The organism is Geomonas diazotrophica (assembly GCF_018919385.1).
GTDB classification, from domain to species: domain Bacteria; phylum Desulfobacterota; class Desulfuromonadia; order Geobacterales; family Geobacteraceae; genus Geomonas; species Geomonas diazotrophica.
Genome location: NZ_JAHLMF010000002.1, coordinates 162033 through 187441, shown reverse-complemented (window position 1 = coordinate 187441; position 25409 = coordinate 162033). Strand labels below are relative to the sequence as shown.

At 64.0% G+C, this 25409-nt stretch carries 26 protein-coding genes; 12 read left to right on the top strand and 14 right to left on the bottom strand.

Features of this window, described 5'->3' with window-relative positions:
- Positions 1 to 29 precede the first annotated feature (29 nt).
- Positions 30 to 482, top strand: coding sequence for a septal ring lytic transglycosylase RlpA family protein (locus KOM00_RS03055; RefSeq protein WP_216497365.1), 453 nt, complete (start codon positions 30 to 32; stop codon positions 480 to 482).
- Between the two features lie 227 nt (positions 483 to 709).
- Here the strand turns inward: KOM00_RS03055 and KOM00_RS03050 are convergent, their stop codons facing one another.
- Positions 710 to 2635: a tetratricopeptide repeat protein gene (locus KOM00_RS03050; RefSeq protein WP_216497364.1), complete on the bottom strand. Its 1926-nt coding sequence runs from the start codon at positions 2633 to 2635 to the stop codon at positions 710 to 712.
- Positions 2636 to 2955: 320 nt separating this feature from the next.
- Between KOM00_RS03050 and KOM00_RS03045 the strand changes: the two genes are divergently transcribed.
- The 3 genes from KOM00_RS03045 to thiL are packed head-to-tail and all read left to right on the top strand — an operon-like array spanning position 2956 to position 6822.
- Positions 2956 to 3396 (top strand): Hsp20/alpha crystallin family protein, encoded by a 441-nt coding sequence (locus KOM00_RS03045; RefSeq protein ID WP_216497363.1) that lies wholly within the window; start codon positions 2956 to 2958, stop codon positions 3394 to 3396.
- 10 nt (positions 3397 to 3406) lie between these two features.
- Positions 3407 to 5845: an endopeptidase La gene (gene lon / locus KOM00_RS03040; RefSeq protein ID WP_216497362.1), complete on the top strand. Its 2439-nt coding sequence runs from the start codon at positions 3407 to 3409 to the stop codon at positions 5843 to 5845.
- Complete coding sequence (gene thiL, locus KOM00_RS03035; protein ID WP_216497361.1) at positions 5842 to 6822, top strand: thiamine-phosphate kinase; 981 nt, start codon at positions 5842 to 5844, stop codon at positions 6820 to 6822. The genes lon and thiL overlap by 4 nt, the downstream gene beginning before the upstream one ends.
- On the opposite strand, the gene KOM00_RS03030 is transcribed toward thiL, so the two are convergent.
- Together KOM00_RS03030 and KOM00_RS03025 are read right to left on the bottom strand one after the other, a co-directional pair.
- Positions 6819 to 7217 carry a secondary thiamine-phosphate synthase enzyme YjbQ gene (locus tag KOM00_RS03030; RefSeq protein ID WP_216497360.1) on the bottom strand — a complete coding sequence of 133 codons (399 nt, stop codon included), beginning with the start codon at positions 7215 to 7217 and terminating at the stop codon, positions 6819 to 6821. The genes thiL and KOM00_RS03030 overlap by 4 nt on opposite strands.
- A gap of 86 nt (positions 7218 to 7303) precedes the next feature.
- Entirely contained in the window at positions 7304 to 7789 is a 486-nt protein-coding gene (locus tag KOM00_RS03025) for a tetratricopeptide repeat protein (RefSeq protein ID WP_216497359.1), read from the bottom strand.
- A gap of 209 nt (positions 7790 to 7998) precedes the next feature.
- Between KOM00_RS03025 and folK the strand changes: the two genes are divergently transcribed.
- From folK to fsa, 3 genes are read left to right on the top strand one after another with little or no spacing between them, the layout of a single operon-like run.
- Positions 7999 to 8487 (top strand): 2-amino-4-hydroxy-6-hydroxymethyldihydropteridine diphosphokinase, encoded by a 489-nt coding sequence (gene folK / locus KOM00_RS03020; protein ID WP_216497358.1) that lies wholly within the window; start codon positions 7999 to 8001, stop codon positions 8485 to 8487.
- 10 nt (positions 8488 to 8497) lie between these two features.
- Positions 8498 to 8734: a YHS domain-containing protein gene (locus KOM00_RS03015; protein WP_216497357.1), complete on the top strand. Its 237-nt coding sequence runs from the start codon at positions 8498 to 8500 to the stop codon at positions 8732 to 8734.
- 19 nt (positions 8735 to 8753) lie between these two features.
- Positions 8754 to 9398 carry a fructose-6-phosphate aldolase gene (gene fsa / locus KOM00_RS03010; protein ID WP_216497356.1) on the top strand — a complete coding sequence of 215 codons (645 nt, stop codon included), beginning with the start codon at positions 8754 to 8756 and terminating at the stop codon, positions 9396 to 9398.
- Positions 9399 to 9491: 93 nt separating this feature from the next.
- Here fsa and KOM00_RS03005 read toward each other — a convergent pair whose 3' ends face one another.
- Positions 9492 to 10103: a DedA family protein gene (locus KOM00_RS03005; protein WP_216497355.1), complete on the bottom strand. Its 612-nt coding sequence runs from the start codon at positions 10101 to 10103 to the stop codon at positions 9492 to 9494.
- 149 nt (positions 10104 to 10252) lie between these two features.
- Between KOM00_RS03005 and KOM00_RS03000 the strand changes: the two genes are divergently transcribed.
- The 5 genes from KOM00_RS03000 (at position 10253) to KOM00_RS02980 (ending at position 16537) form a co-directional block, all read left to right on the top strand.
- A complete protein-coding gene (locus tag KOM00_RS03000; RefSeq protein WP_216497354.1) occupies positions 10253 to 11899 on the top strand; it encodes a putative manganese-dependent inorganic diphosphatase in 1647 nt (548 codons plus the stop codon).
- On the top strand, positions 11900 to 13795 hold the full coding sequence (locus KOM00_RS02995) for a bifunctional homocysteine S-methyltransferase/methylenetetrahydrofolate reductase (protein WP_216497353.1): 1896 nt from the start codon (positions 11900 to 11902) through the stop codon (positions 13793 to 13795). It begins immediately after the preceding gene.
- A 67-nt stretch (positions 13796 to 13862) separates the two neighbouring features.
- A complete protein-coding gene (locus KOM00_RS02990) occupies positions 13863 to 14549 on the top strand; it encodes a nitrite/sulfite reductase domain-containing protein (protein WP_216497352.1) in 687 nt (228 codons plus the stop codon).
- A gap of 50 nt (positions 14550 to 14599) precedes the next feature.
- Entirely contained in the window at positions 14600 to 15367 is a 768-nt protein-coding gene (ttcA, locus tag KOM00_RS02985; protein ID WP_216497351.1) for a tRNA 2-thiocytidine(32) synthetase TtcA, read from the top strand.
- A 177-nt stretch (positions 15368 to 15544) separates the two neighbouring features.
- Entirely contained in the window at positions 15545 to 16537 is a 993-nt protein-coding gene (locus tag KOM00_RS02980; RefSeq protein ID WP_216497350.1) for a 4Fe-4S binding protein, read from the top strand.
- A 207-nt stretch (positions 16538 to 16744) separates the two neighbouring features.
- Here KOM00_RS02980 and KOM00_RS02975 read toward each other — a convergent pair whose 3' ends face one another.
- The 10 genes from KOM00_RS02975 to KOM00_RS02930 all read right to left on the bottom strand — a co-directional run bounded on the left by KOM00_RS02975 (position 16745) and on the right by KOM00_RS02930 (position 25377).
- A complete protein-coding gene (locus KOM00_RS02975) occupies positions 16745 to 17164 on the bottom strand; it encodes a TraR/DksA family transcriptional regulator (protein WP_015721986.1) in 420 nt (139 codons plus the stop codon).
- A gap of 83 nt (positions 17165 to 17247) precedes the next feature.
- Positions 17248 to 18594 carry a 30S ribosomal protein S12 methylthiotransferase RimO gene (rimO, locus tag KOM00_RS02970; protein WP_216497349.1) on the bottom strand — a complete coding sequence of 449 codons (1347 nt, stop codon included), beginning with the start codon at positions 18592 to 18594 and terminating at the stop codon, positions 17248 to 17250.
- Positions 18595 to 18610: 16 nt separating this feature from the next.
- Entirely contained in the window at positions 18611 to 19096 is a 486-nt protein-coding gene (locus KOM00_RS02965) for a YajQ family cyclic di-GMP-binding protein (protein ID WP_216497348.1), read from the bottom strand.
- 182 nt (positions 19097 to 19278) lie between these two features.
- Positions 19279 to 19986 (bottom strand): LolA family protein, encoded by a 708-nt coding sequence (locus tag KOM00_RS02960; RefSeq protein ID WP_216497347.1) that lies wholly within the window; start codon positions 19984 to 19986, stop codon positions 19279 to 19281.
- 118 nt (positions 19987 to 20104) lie between these two features.
- Positions 20105 to 20704 carry a chemotaxis protein CheC gene (locus KOM00_RS02955; RefSeq protein ID WP_216497346.1) on the bottom strand — a complete coding sequence of 200 codons (600 nt, stop codon included), beginning with the start codon at positions 20702 to 20704 and terminating at the stop codon, positions 20105 to 20107.
- Between the two features lie 63 nt (positions 20705 to 20767).
- Positions 20768 to 22399, bottom strand: coding sequence for a chemotaxis protein CheA (locus KOM00_RS02950; RefSeq protein WP_216497345.1), 1632 nt, complete (start codon positions 22397 to 22399; stop codon positions 20768 to 20770).
- 3 nt (positions 22400 to 22402) lie between these two features.
- On the bottom strand, positions 22403 to 22768 hold the full coding sequence (locus KOM00_RS02945; RefSeq protein WP_216497344.1) for a response regulator: 366 nt from the start codon (positions 22766 to 22768) through the stop codon (positions 22403 to 22405).
- Positions 22768 to 23220: a chemotaxis protein CheW gene (locus KOM00_RS02940; RefSeq protein ID WP_216497343.1), complete on the bottom strand. Its 453-nt coding sequence runs from the start codon at positions 23218 to 23220 to the stop codon at positions 22768 to 22770. The genes KOM00_RS02945 and KOM00_RS02940 overlap by 1 nt, the downstream gene beginning before the upstream one ends.
- Positions 23217 to 24503, bottom strand: coding sequence for a methyl-accepting chemotaxis protein (locus KOM00_RS02935; protein WP_216497342.1), 1287 nt, complete (start codon positions 24501 to 24503; stop codon positions 23217 to 23219). The genes KOM00_RS02940 and KOM00_RS02935 overlap by 4 nt, the downstream gene beginning before the upstream one ends.
- A gap of 43 nt (positions 24504 to 24546) precedes the next feature.
- Positions 24547 to 25377, bottom strand: a complete 831-nt coding sequence (locus tag KOM00_RS02930; protein ID WP_216497341.1) for a CheR family methyltransferase — start codon at positions 25375 to 25377, stop codon at positions 24547 to 24549.
- Between the last annotated feature and the right edge of the window lie 32 nt (positions 25378 to 25409).

The window sequence follows — 25409 nt, the reverse complement described above, 5'->3', positions numbered from 1 at the left end:
GAATGCCTCGCCCAACAAAGGAGGTGCGCATGGCATCATCCGAGCGGAGCGGCAGGTTGGTGCGCATAGTCGTGCTGGCCCTGATGCTCCTCCCGATCCACACGCTTCCCCTGCTGGCTGCAGAACAAGTAGCAAAACCGGTAGTAGAAAAGGCAGAACCGCAAGAAAAGTCGGTGGTGAAAAAACTGGTCGGCATAGCATCCTACTATGCCAAGAAGTTCCACGGAAGAGCGACCACCTCGGGAGAGCGGTATCATCCGGAAAAGATGACCGCTGCCCACCAGAGTCTTCCGCTGGGGACCAAGGTTCTGGTCAGGAATCTCGCCAACGACAAGGAAGTCACGGTTGTCATCAACGACCGTTGCCGCAAGAAGGGGTTCCCCTTCATCGATCTGTCACGGGCCGCGGCAAGGAAACTGGGTTTCCTCGGGGAAGGCAAGGCCAAGGTGGCCATCATCCCGCTGACCGAGGACGAATCCTAGAAACAAAATACAATCTGGGCGAACAGAGAAAAAGGCCGGGGGGCTTACCCCCGGCCTTTTTTCTTGGTCGACTGCGGGGACTGCGGGAACTATGGGAACTATGGGAACTATGGGAACTATGGGAACTATGGGAACTATGGGAACTATGGGAAAGAATGCCGGCAGCGAAAAAGGCAGCCCCCTCCAGGGAGCTGCCTTTTTATGGATCCTGCTGCCCGCGCGGGCGGCTACTCTTCCTTGTGCTTCTTCTTCGAGGACTTCTTCTTTTTGGAGGAGGACTTCTTCGAGGATTTCTCCTCCTTATCCTTCGACTTCTTCCCTTTCTTCCCCTTCTTCGCCTTGCTCCCGCTCGACCCCTTGTGTTTGCGGTAGCTTCTCGGTTCGGGGTTGAATTCGTCCTTGATGTTGCTCAAGAGGACCTGGGCCTCCTCCAGGTCCGGGTCGGCCTTGCGCGCCGCCTCGAGCGACTCCTTGGCCTCGGCGATGTGGCCGTCCTTCATCTGCACGCGCCCCATGGCGTTGAGCGCCTTGGCATGGTCGGGCTTGAGTTTCACCGCTTCCTTGTACTCGTCGGTGGCGGCGGTGTAGTTCTTCTGGAACTCGTAGACCAGGCCCAGCTTGTAATGCGCGTTGGCGTCGCTGGGGGAGAGCTCGACCCCTTCCTTGAGCAGCTTGGCCAGGGAGTCGTAGTTCTTGTTCTTCACGTAGATGGCGGTTAGGGCGGTGCGGGCCTCCTGATCGTCCTTTTTCAGGCGCAGCACTTCCTGGTACTCGTTGGCGGCCTGGTCCATCTCGTTGCGCTTGCGCAAAAGGTTGGCGAGTTCGCGGTGGGTTTCCAGCGACTCCGGGTCCAGCTTGATGGCCGCCTGGTAGGCGCTGATGGCCGAGTCGAGGTCCTTGGTGTTGACGAAGGCGCGGGCCAGCTTCAACTGGGTCGGGGCGTCCCCGGGGTTCGCCTTGATCAGCGCCTGGTACTGCTCCAGGGCCTGAGGGAAGCTTCCCCTCAGCGTGTAGATCTCGGCCAGGCGCTGGCGCGCCTGCTGGTTGTCCGGGGTGCTGGCGAGCACCTGGCGGTATTCCACCACCGCTTCGTCCAAGAGCGCCTTGCGCTCGTAGATGCCGGCCAGGTTCAGATGCAGCTGCGGGTTCTCACCCTTGCTCCTGATCGCGTCGCGGTAGTAGGACATCGCCTCGTCCTCGCGCCCCACCGCCAGCAGACAGTCGCCCAGGCGCTGCTGCGCCACGGCGTCGGCGGGCTCCTCCGCGATCCGCAGGCGATATTCGCTGATCGCCATCTCGAAGTCCTTGGCGTTGCGGTACTGATCGGCGAGGGCCATGTGGTCTACCTTGGGCGTCTCCTTCACCTTGGGGGCGATGCCGGCCAGCACCCGCTCGTACTCGGCGCTCTTCTGGTCCCCCTTGCGGACGTACCCCTCGGCGAGCAGGCGGTGAACCTCCTTGTTCCCCGGCTCAGCGATGGCGGCCTGTTTCAGCTCGGTCACCGCCTTGTCGATCTCGCCGCGGGCCAGTAGCAGGGCTCCGAGCCCCAGGCGCGCCCGGGCGTTCCCCGGCTGGATAGCGAGCGCCTTTTTGTACTCGTCCTCGGCCTTCTGCTTCTGCCCGACCGCGTCATAGGAAACGGCCAGGTCCGTGTGCAGGGAGGCGTCCTCGGGGAGGGCCGTCAGCGCCTCGGTGTAGTGGAAGATGGCGAGCTGGTGCAGCTCCTTCTGGGCCAGGATGCGGGCGAGCCCCCCGTGGTAGCGCGGGTCGCCGGTCTTGAGCCCCTGGGAGAGCTCGACCGCCGCCTCCTCGCTGGCCCCTTTCTGCAGGTGCAAGAGCCCCAGGTTGCCGCTGGCCGGGTAGAAGTCGGGGTCCAGCGCCAGGGTCTCGCGGTACTCCTGGATGGCGGCGTCGACGTTGCCGCTGCGCTCGAAGGCGAGCGCCTTCAAGTACTTGCCGGGAGCGCCGGTGGGGCAAAGCTCCGCCACGCGCTTTTCGGCATCCTTTCTCTTCTGTTCGCTTGCCTGCGGTGACAGCTCCAGGATGGTCTTCTTCGCCTCCAGGCAGCTGTTGGTCGCCGGGAACGGCCAGCTGAAGCCGGTGCTGAACAGGGTCATCGCCAGAAGCGATGACAGTGCTGCGTATCTTTTCATGTAGGGCCCTTTTATTCGAGAGAACGTGTGGTGGGGGCGCAGTCGCGGCGCGCCGGGGGCTCGGCCCGGGGCAGTCCGGGCACTGCCGGGCCATGCGGCCCGGTGAGGTTGGCGGATTATACACATCGGCGCTAATAAATTCAATTCCAAAACGGTAATCATTAAGGATCCCGGGCGCTTGAACCCGGAAACCCGCGCGGGGCGAGGGGAGCTCCCAGGTTAAGCCGGATTACCTTGACTTTCATGATAAAGATGGTTAAATCATCTGCACCGGCCACGGGGCCGGTTTTTCATTAAGAGCATGGCAACAGAGGGGCGCGATGGCGGTAATTCCCAAGGAACCTTTGGAATGGCTGAACCTGTTCCGCCAGCAGATGGACGAGATCTTCCGTTTTCTCTCCACGCTGGAGGGGCGGGAAGGCTTCACCGACAAGGAACAGTCCCCGTTGGTCGACATCTACGAAACCGACCGCTCCTTCGTGGTCGAAGTGGAACTCCCCGGCTGCGACCGCAGCGACATCACCCTGAGCATGTGCTGCTCCACCCTGGTGGTGGAGGGGACGGCACGGGACGAAGCGGATCCGGGGGCGACCTACACCTGCCTTGAGCGCGGCACCGGCCGCTTCTGCAGGGCCATCGAGGTCCCTCCCGGCGTCGACCTGGAGGGGGTAAAGGCGCGTTACCGGCGCGGTCTGCTCACGGTCGAGTTCCCTTGGCGCAAGGGGGAGACGCCGCACATCCGCGAGATCCCGATTCAGTAAGGAGAGGTAAATGGAAAACAGGCAGGAGACCGAAGAACTTAATATACCGGATGTTCTGCCGCTGCTCCCGGTACGGGACGTGGTCGTCTATCCCTACATGATTCTGCCGCTCTTCGTGGGGCGCGAGATATCCATCGCGGCGGTCGATCACGCCCTTTCCAAAGACCGCATGATCTTCCTCGCCACGCAAAGGGACGTGGGGGACGAGGACCCGGCCCCGGAGGCGATCTACGAGGTCGGCACCGTCGCCATGATCATGCGCATGCTGAAGCTTCCCGACGGCAGGGTGAAGATCCTGGTGCAGGGGCTCACCAAGGGGCGCATCACCGAGTACCTGGCCGAGAAGCCCTTCTACTCGGTGCACATCGACCGCATCATCGAGCCGGCGGCCCCGGAGAACACGCTGGAGTCCGAGGCCCTGATCCGCACCGTGAAGGAAGAGCTGGCGAAGATCGTGGCTCTCGGCAAGGCCGTCTCCCCCGAGGTGATGGTCATCGTCGAGAACATGCAGGAGCCGGGGGCGCTGGCCGACCTCGTGGCCAGCAACATCGGCCTCAAGGTGGAGGAGGCGCAGGGGCTTCTCGAGGTGATCGATCCGTTGGAGCGCCTGAAGAAAGTGAACGACCTCCTGAACAAGGAGAGCGAGCTTCTCAACATGCAGGCCCGCATCCAGTCCGCCGCCAAGGAGGAGATGGGTAAGAGTCAGCGCGAATACTACCTGCGCGAGCAGTTGCGCGCCATCCAGCAGGAGCTGGGAGAGACCGACGCCAGAAGCGAGGAGATGGCCGAGCTGAGAAAGGCCATCGAAAACGCCAAGATGCCCCAGAACGTCGAGAAGGAGGCCTTGAAGCAGCTCGGGCGCCTGGAGCAGATGCACCCGGACGCCGCCGAGGCCGGGATGCTCAGGACGTTTCTGGACTGGATGGTGGACATCCCCTGGGGGAAATCGACCAAGGACGCCCTGGAGATCAAGCGCGCCTCCGAGATCCTCAACGAGGACCACTTCTTCCTGGAGAAGGTGAAGGAGCGGATCCTCGAGTTCCTGGCGGTCAGAAAGCTCAAGAAGAAGATGAAGGGGCCGATCCTCTGCTTCGTGGGGCCTCCCGGCGTCGGCAAGACCAGCCTGGGCAAGTCGATCGCCCGCGCCATGGGGAGGAAGTTCGTGCGCATCTCCCTTGGGGGGGTGCGCGACGAGGCCGAGATCCGCGGCCACCGTCGCACCTACGTGGGGGCGCTGCCGGGCAGGATCATCCAGGGGCTCAAGCAGGCCGGCTCCAACAACCCGGTCTTCATGCTGGACGAGCTGGACAAGCTCGGCTCCGACTTCAGGGGCGACCCCTCTTCGGCGCTATTGGAGGTGCTCGATCCGGAGCAGAACAACAGCTTCTCGGACCACTACATAAACCTCCCCTTCAACCTCTCCAACGTGATGTTCATCGCCACGGCGAACCAGATGGACACCATCCCGGGGCCGCTGCGCGACAGGATGGAGGTCATCAACCTGTCGGGCTACACCGAGGAGGAGAAGCTCGGCATCGCCAAGCGCTACCTGGTGCCGCGCCAGGTGAAGGAAAACGGCATCACCGAGGAGATCGTGGTCTTCTCCGAGGAGGCCCTGCGCACCATCATCGCCAAGTACACCCGCGAGGCGGGGCTTAGGAACCTGGAGCGCGAGATCGGCAGCGTCTGCCGCAAGGTGGCGAGGAAGTTCGCCGAGGGGAAGGGGGAGAAGTTCGTCATCACCGCCGGAACCGTTGCGAAGTACCTGGGACCGCCGAAGTTCCTGCGCGAGGAGGAGATGGAGAAGAACGAGGTCGGCGTGGTCACCGGTCTCGCCTGGACCCCGGTTGGAGGCGAGGTGCTCTTTGTCGAGGCGACGGTCATGAAAGGGAAGGGGGTGCTCACCCTCACCGGCCAGCTGGGCGACGTGATGAAGGAGTCGGTCCAGGCGGCCCTTTCCTACATCCGCTCCAAGACCGCGGAACTGAACATCCCCGAGGATTTCAGCTCGACCATCGACATCCACGTGCACGTCCCCGCCGGCGCCATACCCAAGGACGGCCCCTCCGCGGGGGTCACCATGGCGACCGCGCTGGTCTCGGCGCTCACCAGGATCCCGGTGCGCAAGGAGGTCGCCATGACCGGCGAGATTACCCTGCGCGGCAAGGTGCTCCCCATCGGCGGCCTCAAGGAGAAGATCCTCGCCGCGGCGCGCCTGGGGGTCACCACGGTGATCATCCCGGTGCAGAACAAGAAGGACCTCGAGGACGTCCCGAAGACCATCCTCAAGAAGCTCAAGATCGTCGCCGCCTCCAACATCGATGACGTGCTGGCGGTCGCCCTGGAGAAGTTCCCGCCCCCGGCGCCCAAGGCGCCCAAGCCTGAGCCGCCCAAACCCAAGGTGAGGACCCGCGTCCCGGTCGCGGCCCCGGTGAGGGGCAAGGCTTGAAACTGGCCGAGCTGGGCGAATTCGGCCTGATAGACAGGATCAAAGCAAACGTCGCCGCGTCACCCTCGGTGCTTCTGGGCATCGGGGACGACGCGGCGGCGCTGTCTCCCACCCCCGGGCAGGTCACCCTGATCACCTCCGACATGCTGCTGGAAGGGGTCCACTTCGACCTCTCCTTCTGCGACCCGTTCACCCTTGGCAGAAAATCCCTTTCGGTCAACCTCTCCGACGTCGCCGCCATGGGCGCGCGTCCGCGCCACTTCCTGCTCGGCGTGGCGCTCCCCAAGGATGTTCCGCTGGAATTCATGGACGGCTTCATGGCCGGCATGCTGGAGCAGGCCGGCCGCTACGGTGCGACGCTCGTGGGGGGAGACACCTGCGCCTCCAAGGGGGGGGTGGCCATCTCGGTCACCGCGCTCGGGGAGCAGCGCCCGGAGCTGGTGCTGAAGAGAAGCGGCGCGCGGCCTGGCGACGTTGTCTGCGTGACCGGAACGGTCGGTGACGCGGCGGCGGGGCTTAAGCAGCTTTTCGGCGGGGTACGGGAAGGTTTCCTGGTGCGGCGGCAGCTCGACCCGACCCCGAGGGTCGAGGCTGGGGTGGCGCTGGCCGAGGCGGGGCTCGTCACCGCCATGATCGACGTGAGCGACGGGGTGCTGCAGGACCTGGGGCACATCTGCGAGATGTCGGGGGTGGGGGCGCGCCTGGAGCTTGCGCGGCTCCCCCTGTCGGACGCCTACCGCGCCGAGTGCGGCGCCGATCCTTACCCGCTGGCGCTCTCGGGGGGGGAGGACTACGAACTCCTCTTCTGCATACCGGCCGGGAGGGAGCCCGATGTCGCGGCTCTCTGCGCCTCCGTCGGCCTCCCCGTCTCCGTCATCGGTGAGATCAAGGCCGGAACCGGGATCGAGCTTGTCGCCCCCGACGGCTCATCCTACACGCCGCCGCGGCGCGGCTTCGACCACTTCGGCGCCGACTAGTCCGCGCTGATCCTCACCGCCACCTTCCGCTCCCTCGGACCGTCGAACTCGCAGAAGTAGAGCGCCTGCCAGGTGCCCAAAAGGAGCTTGCCCCGGTCGATCAGGAGCCGCTGGCAGCTTCCCACCAGGCTCGACTTGACGTGCGCCGCCGAGTTCCCCTCTGCGTGGGTGAAGTAGTGCGCGTCCGGCACCAGCCGGTCCAGGCAGTTGGCGATGTCCCGTTTCACCGCCGGGTCCGCCCCCTCGTTTACCGTGACCGCCGCCGTCGTGTGCAGCACGAAGACGTCGCAGCAGCCGCTCCCCACCATGGAGGCCGCGATCAGCTCCTCGACCCTGGCGGTGATGTCGATCAGCTCCGTTCTCTCCCTGCTTTTCAGCGTCAGGTACTGAATCATCCGTCCCTCCGTTAGCGCTCGCAGCTATCGCAAAATTAGAGACCAACTGCTGCCGACGCTCCTCCCCTTCCGTGGGGGATACACGGCTACTTCTTGAAAAGGCTGTTCCGTATCTTGCCCAGGTACTTGTTGAGGGGGTTCCCCCTGGCGAGGAAGGGGAGCACCGGTTTCTCCCGGTGTCCGAGCGTCTGCAGGAGCCTGCTGATGGCGGGGCTTTTCCCCACCCTGAGCCCCAACTGCAGCGCCCTGATCGCCTCCTTCTTCTTCCCGGCGGCGAGGTGGATGGTCCCAAGGCGCAGAAAATGGTTGGGGTTCTTGGGCTCCTGCTTGACCGCCTCCTGGCACAGGGCGAGGGCGGTCCTGGTGTTGCCGGTGTGTTGGGCCAGGGCCAGGGCGTACAGGGAGAGGTGCTCGGCGGACCGCCGCCTTTGCAGGGCGGCATGGAGGTAGCGGTGGGCGGCGGCGAAGTTGCGCGCCTCCAGGGCCTCGCCACCCAGTCGCACCAGTTCCTCGGTCTCCAGTTCGTCCAGACCGCTGTCTTTCGGGGCTTCGTACAAATCAGACTTGCTCATCTTGGCATCGTTCATACTCACGCTCGCTTAGAGTCGTCGCCGCAGCCCGCGGTCGTCGGTGGGGCGCAATCTTATTAAGATCGTATACTATAACATCTAATCTTCAGAAACACACCTCCCGAATCGGGCCGTGCCGCACCGGGGGCGGCTTTAGCGGCGCGGGCGGGCAGGGTTGAAAAAAAAAGGGATTTGTGTTCTAATCTGCGGCTGTGGAACAGTGCGCGTACATAGGGCTGGGGAGCAACATCGGCGACCGGGAGCTGAAGCTCCTGATGGCGGTAGCGGAGTTGGGCAAGCTGCCGCAAACAAGGGTCACCGCCGTTTCCCCCTTCTACGAGACCGAGCCGGTCGGAGGGGTGCCCCAGGACAACTTCTACAACGCCGCGGTGCGCCTCAACACGGAACTGGCGCCGCTGGAGCTTCTGGAGCGGCTTAAGAAGCTGGAGACCGAAGTGTTCCACCGGGTGCCGTCGGAGCGCTGGGGCGCCCGCAGCATGGACCTCGACATCCTCCTCTACGGCGAGCTGGTCTTCGACGGCGCGGAACTCGCCATCCCGCATCCGCGCCTGGCGGAGCGCCGTTTCGTCCTCCAGCCGCTGTCCGACATCGCACCGGACCTGGTGCACCCGATCCTGGGCAAGCGCATCATAGAACTGTTGACGGAGCTGACCTCCCCCGAGAAGGTGGTCAGGATTTGAGGGGGGACGAGTGAAGTTTCTGATCTGGGCGCTGCTGGCGTACCTCGTGTACCGCATGTTCGTCGGCAAATCGGCCGAAAAGATAGCGAAAAAGGAGCCTGCCGCCGCCGAGACCTTTCAGGATCCGGTCTGCGGCGTGTACATAGCGGAGGCCGACGCGGTGGTCGGCAGGTTGGAGGGGAAGCGTTATCACTTCTGCTCCATGGACTGTTTGAAAAAATTCGAAGAGATGCAACAGCGGCACTAACAACTCAACCGGAGGAAAGATGAAGTTTTTTATCGACACAGCGGACGTTAAAGAGATTCGGGAGGCCAACGAACTGGGACTGGTGGACGGCGTTACCACCAACCCCTCCCTGATCGCCAAGAGCGGCCGGCGTTTTGAGGAAGTGATCAAGGAGATCACCGAGAGCGTGGACGGCCCGATTTCCGCGGAAGTCATCTCCCTGGAGCATGACGGCATGATCGCCGAGGCGACCGAGCTGGCCAAGATCCACCCGAACATCGTTATCAAGCTCCCCATGACCCCGGAGGGGCTCAAGGCGACCAAGACCCTGCACAAGCAGGGAATCAAGACCAACGTCACGCTGATCTTCACCCCGATGCAGGCCCTGCTCGCCGCCAAGGCCGGCGCCACCTACGTCTCCCCGTTCGTAGGCCGCCTGGACGACATCTCCCAGGACGGCATGGGGATCATCGAAGAGATCAGGACCATCTTCGACAACTACGGCATGGATGCCCAGATCATCGTGGCCAGCATCAGGAACCCGGTGCACGTGCTGAACTCGGCTCTCATCGGCGCCGACGTCTGCACCATCCCCTACTCGGTCATGCTGCAGCTTGCCAAGCATCCGCTCACCGACGCCGGCATCAAGAAGTTCCTGGAAGACTGGGAGAAGGTTCCCAAGTAGAAGGCTAAGCGGAAGGCTTTCCCTTCCGCGGTTCGGGTAACAAAGGCGTTACTGAGGGCGGGTCCTGGACCCGCCCTTGCTTTATGGTGGGGGTTATTCCGGGGATTGGGCGCCGTTTCTGCGCTGCAGGCGAACGTACACGGCGACGATCACGGCGCTTACGATGACGACGCCGATGAGCGCCTGATGCGAGTAGCGCATGATCAGTTCCTGGTTGCTCCCGATGACGTAGCCGATGAAGGTGAGCACGGTGACCCAGATCCCGGCGCCGAGCAGGGTGTAGAGGGAAAACTTGACGTGGTTCATCCCGGCCAGGCCAGCCGGGAGCGAGATCAGGTGGCGCACCACCGGCAACAGCCTCCCGATGAAGGTCGAGATCTCGCCGTGGTCCTTGAAGAAGCGCTCCACCTTGGCGAATTTCTCCTCGGTTATGAAGACGTACTTGCCGTACTTCAGAACCAGCGGACGCCCGAGGTAATGCGCCGCGAAGTAGTTGGCGTAGGCGCCCACCAGGCTTCCCGCGGTGCCGCAGGCGATGGCCACGATCATGCTCATCTGTCCCTGCTGGGCCAGGTACCCGGCCGGCGGCATCACCAGCTCGCTGGGGATGGGGATGACGGAGCTCTCCAGGGCCATCAGGAGAAAGATCCCGGGATAGCCCATCGCCCCTATGGTTTCAACCAGCCATTGTACCGCTGCATGCATGCCTTGCTCTCCTTTGTCGTGTTCTTTGCCGGCGCCATTCTATACGGCACGCGGCAAAAAAACGACAAATTTAATTTTTTTCGTCGCGCGTGAAGGCGGCCGGGGAAGACCTTCCCGCCGGCGCGCGCAGGACGCACACGAAAGGAAACATGGACAAGCAGATTTTCGTTATCGGCCACAGAAACCCGGACACCGACTCGATCGCCTCGGCCCTCGCCTACGCCCACCTGAAGCGGGCGCTTGGGAACGAGCGGGTCACCGCCGCCATGGCCGGCAACCTGAACCCCCAGACCACCTGGCTCTTGGGGCGGCTTGGCATCGACGCGCCCTTGTACTTGGCCGACGTGCACCCCAAGGTGCGCGACGTGATCCAGCGCACCCCTATCACGGTTGCCGCGGACGCGCCGCTTTTGACCGCGCTGGAACAGTTCCACCACAACGCCATCAGGGTGCTGCCGGTGCTCGACGCCGCCAGCGTCCCCAAGGGCGTCATCCCGCTGAGAAAGATCGCCGAGCGCTCGCTGGTGACCGGCGCCGACTCGCTGCGGCTGGTCTCCGCCTCGCTCGCCTCGCTGGCCGCCTGCCTCTCCGGGAGCTTCCTCGCCGGCAGCGCCGACGCCGCCGTGGAAAGCCTGCACCTCTTCGTGGGAGCCATGGCCGAGGAATCCTTCGTGGACCGGATCTCCGGCTTCGATCCCGCCACCTTGGTGGTCGTGACCGGCGACCGTACCTCGATCCAGAAGGCCTCCATCGAGCGCGGCGTGCGCCTGTTAGTGGTGACCGGCGGTCTCCCCGTGGCCGAGGACGTGGTGCGTTTGGCGCAGGCCCGCGGGGTCGCGCTTCTCTCCACGCCGCTTGACACCGCGGCCACCGTTGCCCGGGCCCGGCTGGCCACCCCGGTGCTGGAGCTGGCCGTTTTGAACTTCGAGAGCGTTTCGGTGGGGGAGCCGCTGGGACGACTGCGGGACAAGCTGCTGCACTCGGGCGAGAGCGCGGTGCTGGCGCTCGAGGAGGACGGCACCCTGGCCGGTGTCGCCACCAAGTCCTCACTGTTCGCGCCGCTCCCCTACGCCCTGATCCTGGTGGATCACAACGAGCTCTCCCAGTCGGTGCCCGGCGCCGAGGATCTGGAGATCCTCGAGGTGATCGACCACCACAAGCTGGGGAACCCGCCCACCAGCAACCCGATCCCCTTCATCACCGCCCCGGTGGGGAGCACCTGCACCATCGTCGCCTCGCTCTACGAGGAGCACGAGGTGGAGCCCCCCGCCCAGATCGCGGCGCTCCTTCTGGCCGGCATCCTCTCCGACACCGTGATCCTGAAGTCCCCGACCACGACGCCCAGGGACCGCGCCACCGTGGCGCGCCTCGCCGCCGTCGCGGGGCTCGACTGGGAATCCTTCGGCGCCGAGATCTTCGCCGCGTCGGGGGCGCTCTCCGGCTACGGGAGCCCCGAGCGGGTAATAGGTTCCGACTTCAAGCTCTTCAGCCAGGGTGAGCTTACCTTCGGCGTCGGGCAGGTCGAGGTCTTCGGCTTCGCCGAGTTCAACGAGATGAAGGCCGAACTGCGCAAGGCCCTCGCGGCGCGGCGCGAAAAGGACGGGCTGGAGCTCGCCGGGCTCATGGTCACCGACATCTCCACCGAGAGCACCATGTTCCTCATGGAGGGTGGGCAGGCCTTCACCCGGTTCATGGGGTACCCGCAGCCCGAGCCGCACGTTTTCGAGATGAAGGGCGTCATGTCGCGCAAGAAGCAGCTGGTGCCGCACCTGATCAAGGTGCTGGGAGGTCGCTAGATGAAGAAGTTCCTGGAGCGGATCGCGCAAGGGGTGCTGATCGGCGACGGCGCCATCGGCACCATGCTCTACGCCAAGGGGGTGGCGCCGGAGGCGAACTTCGAGCACCTGAACCTGGTGCGCCCGGAGCTGGTGCTGGAGCTGCACCGCGAGTACCTGGCCGCCGGAGCTCAGGTCATCGAGACCAACACCTTCGGTGCCAACTGCGCCAGGCTCTCCGCCATCGGCCTGGGGGGGAGGGTTGCCGAGATCAACCGCAAGGGTGCACAAATCGCCAGAAGCGCCGTCGACGGGCGGGACCTGCTCGTGGCCGGCTCCATCGGCCCGCTGGGGCGCGGCAAGAGCGAGCTGTCGCCTGAGCAGGTCGCCGACTGTTTCCGGGTGCAATCGGCGGCACTCGCCGAGGGGGGAGTGGACCTCCTGATCCTGGAAACCTTCTCCGAGCTGGACGAACTGTTGGCCGCCCTGGCGGCCGCCAAGGAGACCGGGCTTCCCGTCGTCGCCAACCTCGCTTTCGGTGAAGGGGGGCGGCTCCCCGGGGGGACCTCTGCCGAGAGCGCCGCGCTTCGCCTGGCCGCGGCCGGGGCCGATGTCGTGGGCGCCAACTGCGGCGCCGGACCGTTGGAGCTGCTGGCCACGGTCAAGCGCATCGCTGCCGTCTGCCCGCTCCCGCTGGCAGCCTACCCCAACAGCGGCTTCCCCGAATACCTCGACGGCCGCTACATCTACCGCACCACCCCCGAGTACTTCGCCGACCGCGCCGAAGAGCTGGTCGCCGCCGGCGCGTCGCTTGTCGGCGGCTGCTGCGGCACCACGCCGGAGCATATCCGGGTGATGGCCGGGAGGCTGCAGGGGAGCCTGAATCTTCCCCTCGCCCCCCGGGAGAGGGTGCCCGAAGGGCGGGTGAGGGTGGTGCCACGAAGCGAAGAGGTTGCCGGGGGCGAAGCCCTCACCCCCACCCCCTCTCCCGGAGGGCGAGGGGAGCCTTCCGTCAGCTTCCTCGACGGCTGGGGCGCCGGGCCGGTGATCACCGTCGAACTAGATCCCCCCAAGGGGCTCGACTGCGCCAGGGTGCTGGCCGGGAGCCGCGCCCTGAAGGAGGCGGGTGCCCACGCCATCAACCTGGCCGAGAACCCGCTGGCCCGCGTGCGCATGGGGAACCTGGCGCTCGCCTCGCTGATCCGCCGCGAGGTGGGGATCGAGGTGATCGCGCACGTCACCTGCCGCGACCGCAACCTGATCGGGATGCAGTCCGAGCTTATGGGGGCGAGCCTCCTGGGCGTCAGCTCCATCCTGGCGGTCACCGGCGATCCGGCGAGCCTTGGGGACGAGGCGGGGGCCTCCTCCGTTTTCGACCTGAACTCCTTTACGCTCATCAAGCTCCTGAGCGACCTGAACAGCGGGGTGAACGCCCTGGGCAACCCCATCGGCGCCGGCACCGGTTTCACCGTCGGCGCCGCCTTCAACCCCAACACCCAGAGCATGGAGGTGCAGGTAAGGCGGCTGGCGAAGAAGGTGGCCAACGGCGCCCGTTTCGCCCAGACCCAGCCGATCTACGACATCGTGCGCTTCGAAGACATGATGGAGCAGACCGCGCACCTGGGCATCCCGATCCTCCCCGGCGTGCTCCCCTTGGTCTCCGGGAGGAACGCGGAGTTCCTGCACAACGAGGTGCCGGGCATCGTGATCCCCGAGGAGATCCGCAGGCGTATGGCCGGCAAGAGCGGTGAGGAGGGGGTAGCCGAAGGGCTCGCCATCGCCAGGGAGTTCATCGAAGCCGCCAGCGCCAAGGCCGGTGGCTTCTACCTGATCCCCCCCTTCGGCAAGTACGAGATCGCGGTCGAACTGGTCCGTTACATCAAGGACCTGCGCACGCCGCGTCCACAGGTCCCATGACTCCCATCATTCCCATATTCAAGGTTTTTGACCTGCATCAATTTCAATCGAGACAAAGGAGCAGATGATGAACACCAAGGACCTGCTTGAAAAAGGCGCCATCCTGCAGCGTGACCGCGAGACCTACGCCATCGCCCCGCACATCCCGGGGGGCTTCACCGATACCGCCACCCTGCGAAAGATCTGCGACGTGGCCGACAAGTACAAGCTGGAACTGAAGCTCACCTCGGCCCAGCGCATCGCCATGTTCGGCGTAAAGGAAGAGGATGTCGACGCGGTCTGGGCCGACCTCGCCCAGACGCCCGGCGCGGCCATCGGCCTGTGCGTCAGGAGCATCAAGATCTGCCCGGGCACCCAGTGGTGCAAGAGGGCGGTCCTCGATTCGGCCTCGCTGGGGCTCAAGCTGGACAAGATCTACCATGCCATGGAGCTCCCCAACAAGATGAAGATGGGCGTTTCCGGCTGCCTCCTCGCCTGCTCCGAGTCCGGCGTGAAAGACATCGGCATCGTCGGCCATAACAAGGGGTGGCGCATCCTGGTGGGGGGGAACTCCGGTCCCCGGCCGCGCCTGGCCGAGCTGCTGGTGGACAACATCCAGACTGAGGAAGAGGTGCTGGAGATCGTGGCCAGGGTGGTGGAAGTCTACAAGAACGACCCGCAGCAGGGGCGCCTGGGTAGGCTGATCGAAGAGAAGGGGATCGAGGCATTCAGGGCGGCCGTATTCGGCAGCCAGGACGCCGCGGTCGGGAAGTGATATGAGAGCTGCAATCATGACTGGCAGAGAACTGCGCGCGGGAGGTTGCCGTGGCGCTCATTGAGGACGCGCTCTTCACGCGCATCAAGAACAGGGTAGGGAGGGCGATCCACGACTTCGGCCTGATCTCCGAAGGGGATCGCATCGCCGTCGCCGTCTCGGGGGGCAAGGATTCCTACGCGATGCTGCACATGCTGGACACGCTGCGCCGGCGCGCCCCGGTGCGCTACGAGCTGGTCGCCATCAATATCGACTCCGGCTATCGCGGCTACCGCGCCGACATCATCGAGGAGCATCTAAAGGAGCACGGCTTCACCTACCACATGGAGAAGACCGAGCACTACGACATCATCTCAGAGAAGCGTCGTCCCAACTCCTCATACTGCTCCATCTGCGCCAGGTTGAAGCGCGGCACGCTTTACACGCTCGCCCAGCAGATGGGCTGCAACAAGCTGGCGCTTGGGCACCACATGGACGATTTCATCGAGACGCTCCTTTTGAACCAGTTCTTCGTGGGTTCCTTGAAGGCGATGGCGCCCAGCATGCTGGCCGACAACGGCGTCACCACGGTGATCAGGCCTCTGGTCTACGTCCCCGAGAAGGAGATTATCCCGTTCTCCCGCAACAACCGTTTCCCGGTGGTCTGCTGCTGCTGCCCGGTCTGCGGCACCGCCGATTTGCAGCGCAAGAAGATGAAGGAGTTATTGGAGACCTTGGAGCGGGACAACCCCCTGGTGAAGAAGAGCCTTTTGAAGGCCTTGTCCAACGTGCACCCGCGCCACTTGCTGGACAAGGGGTTGACCAGGATCCCTTCCTGACGCAGATCGGCGATGATGTCCTTCACCGTCAGGTGCCCGCAGTAGACGACGATTCCCACAGCTCCTATGACCATCGGTTCCATATGCTACCTCCGCTTTCCTTGATGATACGACGGTAGCATGTGGTAGTGACAAAATAAGTCGCAACACAAACGCAAGGCAAAGAAGGTGAGGTTCATGGCAGAAAAAAAAGTGCAGCAGGTCAGGGTCGCAGTCCAGTGGGGCTTTCTCCTCTTTTCCCTCTACCTGGGGGTAACCTTCTACCGTTTCGTGCTCCATTTCCGCAGCGGCGGCGCCACCCCGTTCGTTGAGCGTCCCGACGGCGTCGAGGCCTTCCTCCCCATCTCCGGTTTGGTGAGCCTCAAGGGGTGGATGACCCTGGGCACCATCAACGACGTGCACCCGGCGGCGCTGGTGGTCCTTTTGACCGTCATCGCGGTATCGCTTCTGTTGAAGCGCTCCTTCTGCTCCTGGGTCTGCCCGGTATCCACCATCACCGAGGTCTGCTGGAAGGTGGGGACGAAGCTGTTCGGGAAGAACTTCAAGGTTTGGCTCTGGATGGACTGGCTCCTGCGCCCGATCAAGTACCTGCTGCTCGCCTTCTTCCTGTTCTCCATCCTGGTGATCATGGCGCCGGACAGCGTCGCCTCCTTCATCACCGGCGATTACAACAAGATGGCCGACGTGAAGATGCTCGACTTCTTCGTGAACCTCTCCGGGACGCCGCTCGTGGTGATCGGCGTGCTGCTGGCCCTTTCGTTTCTGTTCAAGAACCCGTTCTGCCGTTTCCTCTGCCCGTACGGCGCGCTGCTCGGCCTGGTGTCGCGCCTGTCGCCGGTCAAGGTGCAGCGCAACGAAAGCGCCTGCATCTCCTGCGGCGGCTGCACCAAGGCCTGCCCCTCCTACATCGACGTGATGCACCAGGAAAGGGTCTGCTCCGAGGAATGCGTCGGCTGCCTGCGTTGCGTGAGCGCCTGCCCGAAGCCCGAGGCGTTGCAAATGAAGGCGAAGAACGGCAAGGTGGTGCCGGGGATGGTGTACGCTGCCCTGGTGGTGGCGCTCTTCATCGGCGGGACCCTGATCGGCAGGGCGACCGGGCACTGGCACAGCTCCATCAGCAAGAGCGATTATCAGCGCCTGATCGCCGCACCGCCGGTGGACCATCCCTAGCGAGGGTGATGCCGACCTGGGAGGGGGCGAATGGTTATTCGCCCCTACAGGTGGGTCCCCATAGTTCCCATCATTCCCATAACTCCCATGTTTCCCACAAAAAAAGAGGGGACGGTATCGCTACCGTCCCCTCTTGGTATTTCTGGCACCGGCCGGGTGAAAAAGGATAATGCCCGTCTCACCGCCGCCGTTCCTTGTTGTGAACTGTTACCCTTCCTCTTCCTCGCCCAGGGAGATCTCGCGGTAGGCCCTGTCCTCTTCGAAGCGCTTGGTCTGTGCCTGCTGCTTCTCCAGGTCCGCCTTGCATTTGACGCAGTGGCGGGCGAAGGGGACGATCTTCAGCCTCCCGATGGGGATTTCTTCCTCGCACTCCTCGCAGATGCCGTACTCGCCTTCTTCCAGACGCAGTAAAGCCTCGTCTATATTGCGCAATTTCTCGCGCTCCCGGTCGCCCAGCAAAAGACCGAGTTCACGGTCGCGCTCGCTGGAGGCCTGGTCGTAGATGTCGCCGCTCGGCTCGTTGATCGGTGCATCGGAACCGGACTTGACAGTCTTGTTAATCTCTTTAAGCGTCTCCTCTTTCATTTTGAGGAGCATCGCTTTCATTTCTTCGGGTTTTTCGGTCATGTATAAACTGTCTCCATATCTTTCATTGTCCCGCAAAGCGACGCAATAATACAGCAATAGAGGTCCATGTCAAGACTAAAAGCCTAGCCGATGATCTCCCCAATCAGGTCGTAATCAGACGAGTCAGTGATCTTCAATCTGACTATGTCACCGACGTTGGCGTTGCCTGCGGTTATGTACACCTGGCCGTCCACATCGGGGGCCTGACGGGAGGAACGCCCCTTCAGGAGGAGCTCGGTTTCCTCGCTGTACCCCTCGACCAGCACGTCTTCCTCGCTGTCCACCAGGGTACGGTTGTGCTTGAAGGAGACGCGGGCCTGGGTCCGCATCAACTTCTTGTGGCGCTCGCGCTTGACCCGCTCGGAGACCTGGTCCGGCATCTCCGCCGCCGGGGTCCCCTCCTCGCGGGAGTAGCAGAAGACGCCGAGACGGTCGAAGCGGGTCTCCTCGACGAACTGCAGGAGCGTCTTGAAGTCTTCGTTGGTCTCGCCGGGGAAGCCGACGATGAGGGAGGTTCGGATGGCGATGTCCGGGATCTCCTTGCGCAGCTTGGCGATCAGGGCGCGGATATCGGCCTCGCCGCTTCTGCGCTTCATGTTCTTCAGGACCGGGTCGGAGATGTGCTGGATCGGGAGGTCGAGGTACTTGCACACCTTGGGCTCGTTCTTGATCAGCTCGATGAGCGAGTCCCTGACCCCGTCCGGATAGGCGTAGAGGAGCCTGATCCACTTGAGCCCCTCGAGCTTGGCCAGTTCCTGGACCAGGAGCTCCAGGCTCGGCTGCTCCGGGAGATCCCTGCCGTAGGCGGTGATGTCCTGGGCGATCAGGTTGAGCTCCTTCACCCCGGCCGCCACCAGGGACTTGGCCTCCGCCATGAGGGTCGCGAAGGGGCGGGAGCGGTGCGCGCCGCGCAGGGACGGGATCACGCAGTATGAGCAGTTGTTGGAGCAACCTTCCGCGATCTTCAGGTAGGCCGTGTAGTGCGGCGAGGACTGCAGGCGCGGCAACTCGTCGTTGTAGACGAAGTTGGGGTCGCCGGTGTAGCAGAGCTGGGCGTCGGTCCCCTTCTTCTCCGCGACGATCTCCGCGATGCGGGGGTAGTCGCCGGTGCCGATGAAGATGTCCACCTCGGGGAGCTCCTTGGCGAGCTCCTCCTGGTAGCGCTGCGGCAGGCAGCCGGTCACGATGAGGAGCTTGCAGCGCGCGTCGTGCTTTCGGTCCGCCAGGTCGAGGATGGTGTCGATGCTCTCCTGCTTGGCCTCCTTGATGAAGGAGCAGGTGTTCACCACGATGATATCGGCCTGCATCTCGTCGGTGGTGACCTCGTACTCGTCCTTTGAGAGGTAGCCCAGCATCACCTCGGCATCCACCAGGTTCTTCGGGCAGCCCAGGCTCACCAGGCTCACTTTTTCCTTAATCTTCTGGTTCAAAAAATTCCCCTCTTGATCAGCTTCTGAAGTTGACGAACTGCAGGTCGATGTCGAGATCCTTCCCTTTGAGGATCCGGATCACCTCCTGGAGGTCGTCGATGTTCTTGCCGGTGACCCGGACCTGGTCGTCCTGGATCTGGCTCTGTACCTTGAGTTTGGTTTCCTTGATCACGGCGCCGATGTCCTTGGCCTTCTCCTTGGAGATCCCCACCTGCAGGGTGATGATCTGGCGCACCATGCCGCCGGAGGCCTGCTCCACCTTGCCGTACTGCAGCGCCTTGGGCGAGATGCCGCGCTTGACGAACTTGGACTGCAGTACGTCGATGACCGCCTTCAGCTTGAAGTCGTCCTCGGAGAGGACCTTGATGCTCTCCTTCTCCAGGGTCACCTCGCTCTTGGACCCCTTGAAATCGTAGCGCTGCCCGATCTCCTTCACGGTCTGGTTGATGGCGTTGTCGACCTCCTGCAGGTCGACTTTGGAAACGATGTCGAATGACGGCATAAAACCCCCTAAAGGCAGATTAAGATTAAGATTGAGATTAAGACAGAGTAAAACCCCCTAAAGGCAGATTAAGATTAAGATTGAGATTAAGACAGAGTAAAACTAAAGAAAAGTCTTTGTATTTTTTTAATCTAAATCTTTATCTTTGTCTGCTTCTTAATCTTTGTCTTTATCTGCTTTATCTATCTCTTGATGACCTGCACCCCCGAAGGGATCTTGAAATTGAACTTGCCGCCGGAGATGCCGCGGTTGGTCTTCACGTTGCTGAAATCCATCCTGGTGGCGTTGCCGGTCTGATCGACCACCGTGGAGGAGAGCACCGGGAAGGGGGTGCCGGGATGTCCCTTGGCGATGAAACTCTCCACGGCGTCCCCGGAGATGGTCAGAAGGAGCTTGGCCATGGCCGGGCTCTTCTTGTGCGGGGTGAGCTCCAGTTGGTAGTTGCCGTTTTTGTCCTTCTGCTCCGCGGCGAAGGCGATGCTGAAGTCCTTGGAGACCTGCCCGAGCCCGGAGAGGTAGTTCATGGCGATGCCGTTGCTCGCCTCGAGGAGCTGCGCCAGGTCCATCACCATGACCTGCTTCTGGTCCGGGAGGTAGTACCAGACGCTCTTGCCGTTGGAGACGATCTGCTGCTTGGGCTTGGTGTAGTTGAAGCGGAACATCGACTCCTTGCCCCCTCCCTTCTTCAGGAGGAGCTCACCCGCCCCCTTTTCCTCGCGCTTGAGCGCCTTGATGCTGCTTCTCTGGCTGAAGTCGGCCTGCAGGTCGTTCAGCGACCCGTACCCCTGCTCGATGGTGCGCACCACCTGGGAGAGCTCGGCGCTGAGGGCCATGCCGGCGTTGAGGGCGATCAGGGCGAGACACAAGACGGCGGTTCTGGCGATTTTCATGGCTTCGACCTCTGAAAGTAGTGAAGGTCTCGGGCTGGTGCTCGGGACCCTCAATGTGCCGCAGTAGCAGCAGTTTGACCGGGCATTCTGACATACAACCGGGTAAGGTGCAACCTTTTCATTGCTCCAGGGCGCCCAGGAGAACCCCCAGCGACGCGGGCGCGGGGATGAGGAAGATGCTCCCGCCGCAGAGCGAATCGGAGACCGAGAACATGGCGTCCATCATCACCACCACCTCATCGCCGTCTCCCCGGTCCAGGGCGCGGGCGAGGATGTCGCTCCCCTGTCCGGTGCTCAGGGCGGGGACCGAGGGGAGCAGGGTCATCTTGAGCGAATTCCCCAGGGCGTTGAGGCAGGCCGAGGCGAGGATGTTGCCCACCTCCATCAGGGTGGCGCGCTCCATCTCTGAGAGCGGCTCCCCCTCCTTGGGGAGTTTGCCGAGCAACAGTTCCAGGATGCGGTGCGCGTTTTCCTGGAGCAGGAGGATGATGATGCTGCCGCGCACGTTGCCGAGGATCTGCAACTGCAGGGCTGTCGCCTCCTGCGATTCGAGCAGGTGGGGCAGGGCGGAGCCATCCAGCACCTGGAGTCGGGGCACCTGGATGCTCACCCCCTTCCCCATCAGCTGGGACAGGGCGACGGCGGCGTGCTGCATGCCGGTGTTGCACACCTGGGTGAGCGCCTTGAGTTCGCCATCGTGCAGGTCTTGGTGCGCCATGCTAGCCTCCGGAGATGAGCCGTTCCCCGCGGGGGGGACGGCGGCTGAGGGTAGGGAAACGGTTCACAGGAGCCCGGCCAGGTCGAGGATGGCGACGATCTCGCCGTCGCCGAGGGTCGCGCCCCCGGCTACCCCGGCCATCTTGGAGAGCGGCCTCCCCAGTTGCTTTACGAACAGCTCGTGCTGCCCCAAAAGGCGGTCCACAACGATGCCGACCCGGCGCCCCTTGGCCTGTGTGACGAAAAGGGGGAGGATGCCGTCCGGAAAGCGACCAAGCGGCAGCCCCAGCACCCGGTTCAGCGACAGCAGCGGGATCGGCTCGCCGTCCAATTGGAACATCTGCCTCTTCCCCATGGTCTCGATCTGGCCACGGGAGAGCTCGACGGTGCGCTGCACCGCGTTCACCGGGATGGCCGCCTTCACCTGGCCGATCTGCACCACGAGGGCGTGGATGATGGCGATGGTGAGCGGGAGCCTGAGCGTGATGGTGGTGCCGCGTCCCGGCTCGGAATCAATCCCCAGGGTCCCCCCGAGCTTCTGGATGGCGGCGTTGACCGCGTCCATCCCGACCCCCCGGCCGGAGATGTCGGTCACCTCCTTCGCGGTGGAGAAGCCGGGGATGCAGGACAGCATCAGCGCCTGGTCCGGCGACAGCAGCTCGCCCTCCTCGGGGGACAAAACCCCCTTGGCGATGGCCGCCTCGATCATGGCCTTGGGCTCCATGCCGCGGCCGTCGTCGCGGACGGTGATCTGGATGCGGTCCCGGTCCCGGGTCACCGCGAGCCACACCGTTCCCCTGGCGGGCTTGCCGGCCCGCTCCCGCTCGCCGCTCTCCTCGATGCCGTGGTCCACGGCGTTTCTGAGGATGTGGTTCAGGGGATCGACCAGCTGCTCCAGCATGCCGCGGTCCAGGCCGATCTCGCGCCCGGTCAGCTCGAAATGGATCTCCTTGCCGCTTTTCTTGGCGACCGAGCGCACCGAGCGCTGGAAGCGGTCGCTGATCGCCTCGAAGGGCATCAGGCGCACCTTCATCACCTCGTCGTGCAGGGCGCGCAGAAGCTTCGCCGTCTCGGAGACCGCGTCGTCGAGCGCCGGTGAGGCGAGCTCCCGGCCGATGTTCAAAAGGCGCTGCTTGTTGGTGACCAGCTCGCCGGTCAGGTTGATCAGGTGGTCCAAAAGCTCGGTCTTCACCCGCACCGTGCCACCCGCCTCGCCGGCCGACTCCTTCGCCTTTTCCGCCTCGGCGGCGGGAGGCGCAGCCGCGTCCGGGTGGGTGGGCTCCGGCTCCGCCTGGACCTCCCGGCTCGCCTTCGGTCGCGCCGGGGTGTAGATCGCCAGCCGCTGCGCGTAGTCGCCGGTGGGGAGGGTGGAGGGGCGCTCCTGCTCCACGTCGTCAAGCAGCGCGTCGATCAGGTCGACCCCTTCCAGGAGCAGGTCGGCCACCCCGGCGTCGAAGGGGAGGGCGCCGTCGCGCACCCGCGCCATCAGGTCCTCCATGCCGTGGGCCACCACCACCACGTCGCCGTACTCCATGGAGGCCGCCATCCCCTTCAGCGAGTGCGCGCCGCGAAACAGCGCGTCGACGGCGCTGCGCTCCGCGGGGGACTGCTCGAGGGCCACCACCTGCTCGGCGATGCTGCGCAGGTACTCCCGGGATTCCGAGAGGAACAGGGCCTTGTACTGCGACATGTCCATCGTTTACCCCTGGGCCACTTCCCTGAGCACCCGGAGCACCAGCTCGGGGTTGAAGGGCTTCAGTATGAACGCCTTGGCGCCGGCCACGGTCGCCGCCGTGGTGAGCGCCTCCTGGCCGATGGCGGAGCACATCACCACGCGGGCGCCGGCGTCGTAGGCCATGATCTCCTGCAGCGCCTCGATTCCGGTCTTGTTGGGCATCACGATGTCCAGGGTGACCAGGTCGGGGAGGCACTCCTTGTACTTCGCCACCGCCTCCACGCCATCGGATGCCTCGTCGGCTATCTCGTACCCCTCTTCCACGAGGATGTCGCGCAGCATTTTCCTCATGAACAGGGAGTCGTCCACTATCATGACCTTCAAGGCCATCAGGTACCTCCTGGTTTGGCATCGTTGGGAACGGATCCCTGCAGCTCCTGCTCCAGGCCGCTCAAGAGCGCCTCCAGCCGGATCAGGCGCACGCTCCCCTGCGGCGTCTCGAGCAGCGCCTCGGTGAGCGGGTCGTCGTGGCTGCTGGCGCCGGTGATGCTCCCGGCGTCGAGGATGGAGCCTACCGCGTCCACCTTGAGGGCCAGGTGGGCGAGCCTGGTGTCGATCACCAGGAGTTTGCCCGGCAGCGGGCGGCTCTGCAGGCCAAGGTAGCTCGCCAGGTCCACCAGCGCGGTCAGGTTGCCGTGGAAGTTGATCAGCCCCAGGTAGTGGGGGGGCACCCCGGCGAAGGGGTAGCACTGCTGCGGCTCCATCACCTCGCAGACCTCCTGCAGGTTGAAGGCGAAGAGCTGACGCGCCGCGCTGAACAAAAGCAGGCGCTGCGGGGTCACGCCTCGGGCTCCGGCACGGTTTCCGGCTCGACCTGGAACCGCTCCACCGAGCGCAGGAGCTCGCCGGCGAGCTGGGCGAGTTCCTGGGTCTGGAACACCATCTCCTGCATGGCGGCGTGCTGCTCCTCGGTCGCGGCTGACACCTCCTCGGTGGAGGCCGCGTTGTCCTCGGCCACCTTGGCGATCTCGTCGACCATGCTCACCATCTTGGCGGCGCCGGTCGTCTGCATCTGGGACAGGTCGGCGATGGAATTGGCCTTCCTCTCGGTCTCGACGACGGTTGCCAGGATCTCCCTGAAGGCGTCCGCGGTGACGTCGAGGTTCTTCTTCCCGACGATGATGCCGCGCGAGCTGTCGGTGATGGTCTCCTGCAGCCGGCGGCTCTCCACCTTCACCAGGTCGATCAGTTCCACGATGTCGGTGGCGCTCTTGGCGCTGCCGTCGGCGAGCTTTCTCACCTCCTCGGCCACCACGCCGAACCCCTTGCCGTACTCGCCGGCGCGGGCCGCCTCGATGGAGGCGTTCAGGGCGAGCAGGTTGGTCTGGCGGGACATTTCCACGATGAAGTCGGCGATCTTCCCCACCTGCTGCAGTTTCCCGTTCAGGTCCATGAACTGCATGCTGATCAGCTCCACGGAGTCGAAGAAGCTCTTCAGCCGCTCGACGGAGTCGTTGGCGAGCTCCCCCCCCTTCTGCGCGGTGAGGCTGGTCTCACGCGCCGCCTTGGCCGTCTCCTTGGCCCGGCGCGCCACAAGGTCGACCGAGATCGCCATCTCGTGGATCACTTTGGCGCTCTTGGCAAGCATCTCCGCCTGGTTCTCCGCTCCGCCGGAGATGCTCTCGATCGCCTGGGCCACCTCCTCGGTGGAGGCGTTGATCTCCAGGGCGCTGGAGGAGAGGGTGCGCGATGACTCGGAGACGCGCTCCGAGGTCTCCCGGATCTGGCGCACCAGGGCGCGCAGGTTTTCCTGCATGGTGTTGATGGAGAGCGCCATGGAGTGGGTCTCGTCGGGGAAACGGGTCGCCGGGAAGTTGAGGTCGCGGGAGAGGTCCCCCTGGCTGATTGACTCGGTGGCGCCGGTCAAAAGGGAGATGTTCTTCGTGAAGCTCTTGGAGAAGAACGATCCCAGGATGAGCCCCACCGTGAGCGCCACGACGTAGGAGATGACGCTGGTGAGCTCGGGGGAGTACTGCAGCAGCTGCACCGCGGAAGGGACGAAAACGACGGCGGCGACGACGGCCAGAAAGCCGAGGATGAACTTGTAGCCGATTTGGATGTACATGGGGGAATTGCTCCTTTTCCTGCTCAAAAAATCGGTCGGGCTATCATAGGGCCCGGTAGATCCGCTCCACCGGGCAGATGGTCCGGAAGCGCTTGCGGGCCGTGCCGAAAAGGGTCTCGGCCTTGCCCAGCACCAGGTAGCCTCCGGGGGAGAGGGCGTCCGCGAAGCCGTTCAGGACGGTTTCCTGGCGCTCCCTTTCGAAGTAGATCAGCACGTTGCGGCAAAGGATGAGATCGCAGGGGTCCCACCCCTGCCGGTGGTTCAGGTCGGCGTGTTCGAAATGGACCTGCTCGCGGAGCTCGCGGCAGAGGCGGTAGCGGCTCCCCTCGGGTGCGAACCACCGCTCTAGGACCCCCGGGGGGAGTTCCGCCAGCCGGTCCGGGTGGTACAGACCTTCCCGCGCCTGCTCCAGGATGGCCGTGTCCACGTCCACGCCCAGGATGGTGACCCGTCCCGCGTCGATGGCCGCGGGAAAGCGCTCCTTCATGAGCAGTGCCAGGGTGTAGGGTTCCTCGCCGCCGGCGCAGCCGACGCTCAGGGCCCGGATTTGGTCGCGCTGCTCGAACAGCTGCGGCAGGATCTCGGCGCCCAGTTTTTCGAAAACCGGCGGATTCCTGAAGAAGTGGGAGACGTGGATGGTGAGGACCCGGAGCAGGTGGTCCTGTTCCGCGGTGCTGCGGGTGAGTAGTTCGCCGTACGCCTCGGGGGAGGGGGAGTGGGTGGCGCGGACCCGGATGTGGATGCGCCGCTTGACGCATTTGTCCTTGTACCCGTCCAGGGTGAACCCCGAGCGGGCCTTGAGGATGCGCCCGATGACCTCGAAGGTGTCCGGGGCGATATCCGGTTCGACGCTGCCGCTTATGCCGCTAAGCATCTGCCGCGCCGCGGGCGTTTGCCGCCGACTGC

Excerpts from the sequence above, each read along its gene's own strand:
- KOM00_RS03050 (WP_216497364.1), bottom strand. The coding sequence starts at position 2,635 with ATGAAAAGATACGCAGCACTGTCATCGCTTCTGGCGATGACCCTGTTC.
- KOM00_RS03005 (WP_216497355.1), bottom strand. The coding sequence starts at position 10,103 with ATGCATGCAGCGGTACAATGGCTGGTTGAAACCATAGGGGCGATGGGC.
- KOM00_RS03055 (WP_216497365.1), top strand. The coding sequence starts at position 30 with ATGGCATCATCCGAGCGGAGCGGCAGGTTGGTGCGCATAGTCGTGCTG.
- KOM00_RS03030 (WP_216497360.1), bottom strand. The coding sequence starts at position 7,217 with ATGATTCAGTACCTGACGCTGAAAAGCAGGGAGAGAACGGAGCTGATC.
- KOM00_RS03045 (WP_216497363.1), top strand. The coding sequence starts at position 2,956 with ATGGCGGTAATTCCCAAGGAACCTTTGGAATGGCTGAACCTGTTCCGC.
- KOM00_RS02955 (WP_216497346.1), bottom strand. The coding sequence starts at position 20,704 with ATGGCGCACCAAGACCTGCACGATGGCGAACTCAAGGCGCTCACCCAG.
- KOM00_RS02945 (WP_216497344.1), bottom strand. The coding sequence starts at position 22,768 with ATGGCCTTGAAGGTCATGATAGTGGACGACTCCCTGTTCATGAGGAAA.
- KOM00_RS03000 (WP_216497354.1), top strand. The coding sequence starts at position 10,253 with ATGGACAAGCAGATTTTCGTTATCGGCCACAGAAACCCGGACACCGAC.
- lon (WP_216497362.1), top strand. The coding sequence starts at position 3,407 with ATGGAAAACAGGCAGGAGACCGAAGAACTTAATATACCGGATGTTCTG.
- KOM00_RS02965 (WP_216497348.1), bottom strand. The coding sequence starts at position 19,096 with ATGCCGTCATTCGACATCGTTTCCAAAGTCGACCTGCAGGAGGTCGAC.
- KOM00_RS02995 (WP_216497353.1), top strand. The coding sequence starts at position 11,900 with ATGAAGAAGTTCCTGGAGCGGATCGCGCAAGGGGTGCTGATCGGCGAC.
- KOM00_RS02980 (WP_216497350.1), top strand. The coding sequence starts at position 15,545 with ATGGCAGAAAAAAAAGTGCAGCAGGTCAGGGTCGCAGTCCAGTGGGGC.
- KOM00_RS02935 (WP_216497342.1), bottom strand. The coding sequence starts at position 24,503 with ATGTACATCCAAATCGGCTACAAGTTCATCCTCGGCTTTCTGGCCGTC.
- KOM00_RS02975 (WP_015721986.1), bottom strand. The coding sequence starts at position 17,164 with ATGACCGAAAAACCCGAAGAAATGAAAGCGATGCTCCTCAAAATGAAA.
- KOM00_RS02930 (WP_216497341.1), bottom strand. The coding sequence starts at position 25,377 with ATGCTTAGCGGCATAAGCGGCAGCGTCGAACCGGATATCGCCCCGGAC.
- KOM00_RS02950 (WP_216497345.1), bottom strand. The coding sequence starts at position 22,399 with ATGGACATGTCGCAGTACAAGGCCCTGTTCCTCTCGGAATCCCGGGAG.
- fsa (WP_216497356.1), top strand. The coding sequence starts at position 8,754 with ATGAAGTTTTTTATCGACACAGCGGACGTTAAAGAGATTCGGGAGGCC.
- KOM00_RS02960 (WP_216497347.1), bottom strand. The coding sequence starts at position 19,986 with ATGAAAATCGCCAGAACCGCCGTCTTGTGTCTCGCCCTGATCGCCCTC.
- KOM00_RS03025 (WP_216497359.1), bottom strand. The coding sequence starts at position 7,789 with ATGAGCAAGTCTGATTTGTACGAAGCCCCGAAAGACAGCGGTCTGGAC.
- KOM00_RS02990 (WP_216497352.1), top strand. The coding sequence starts at position 13,863 with ATGAACACCAAGGACCTGCTTGAAAAAGGCGCCATCCTGCAGCGTGAC.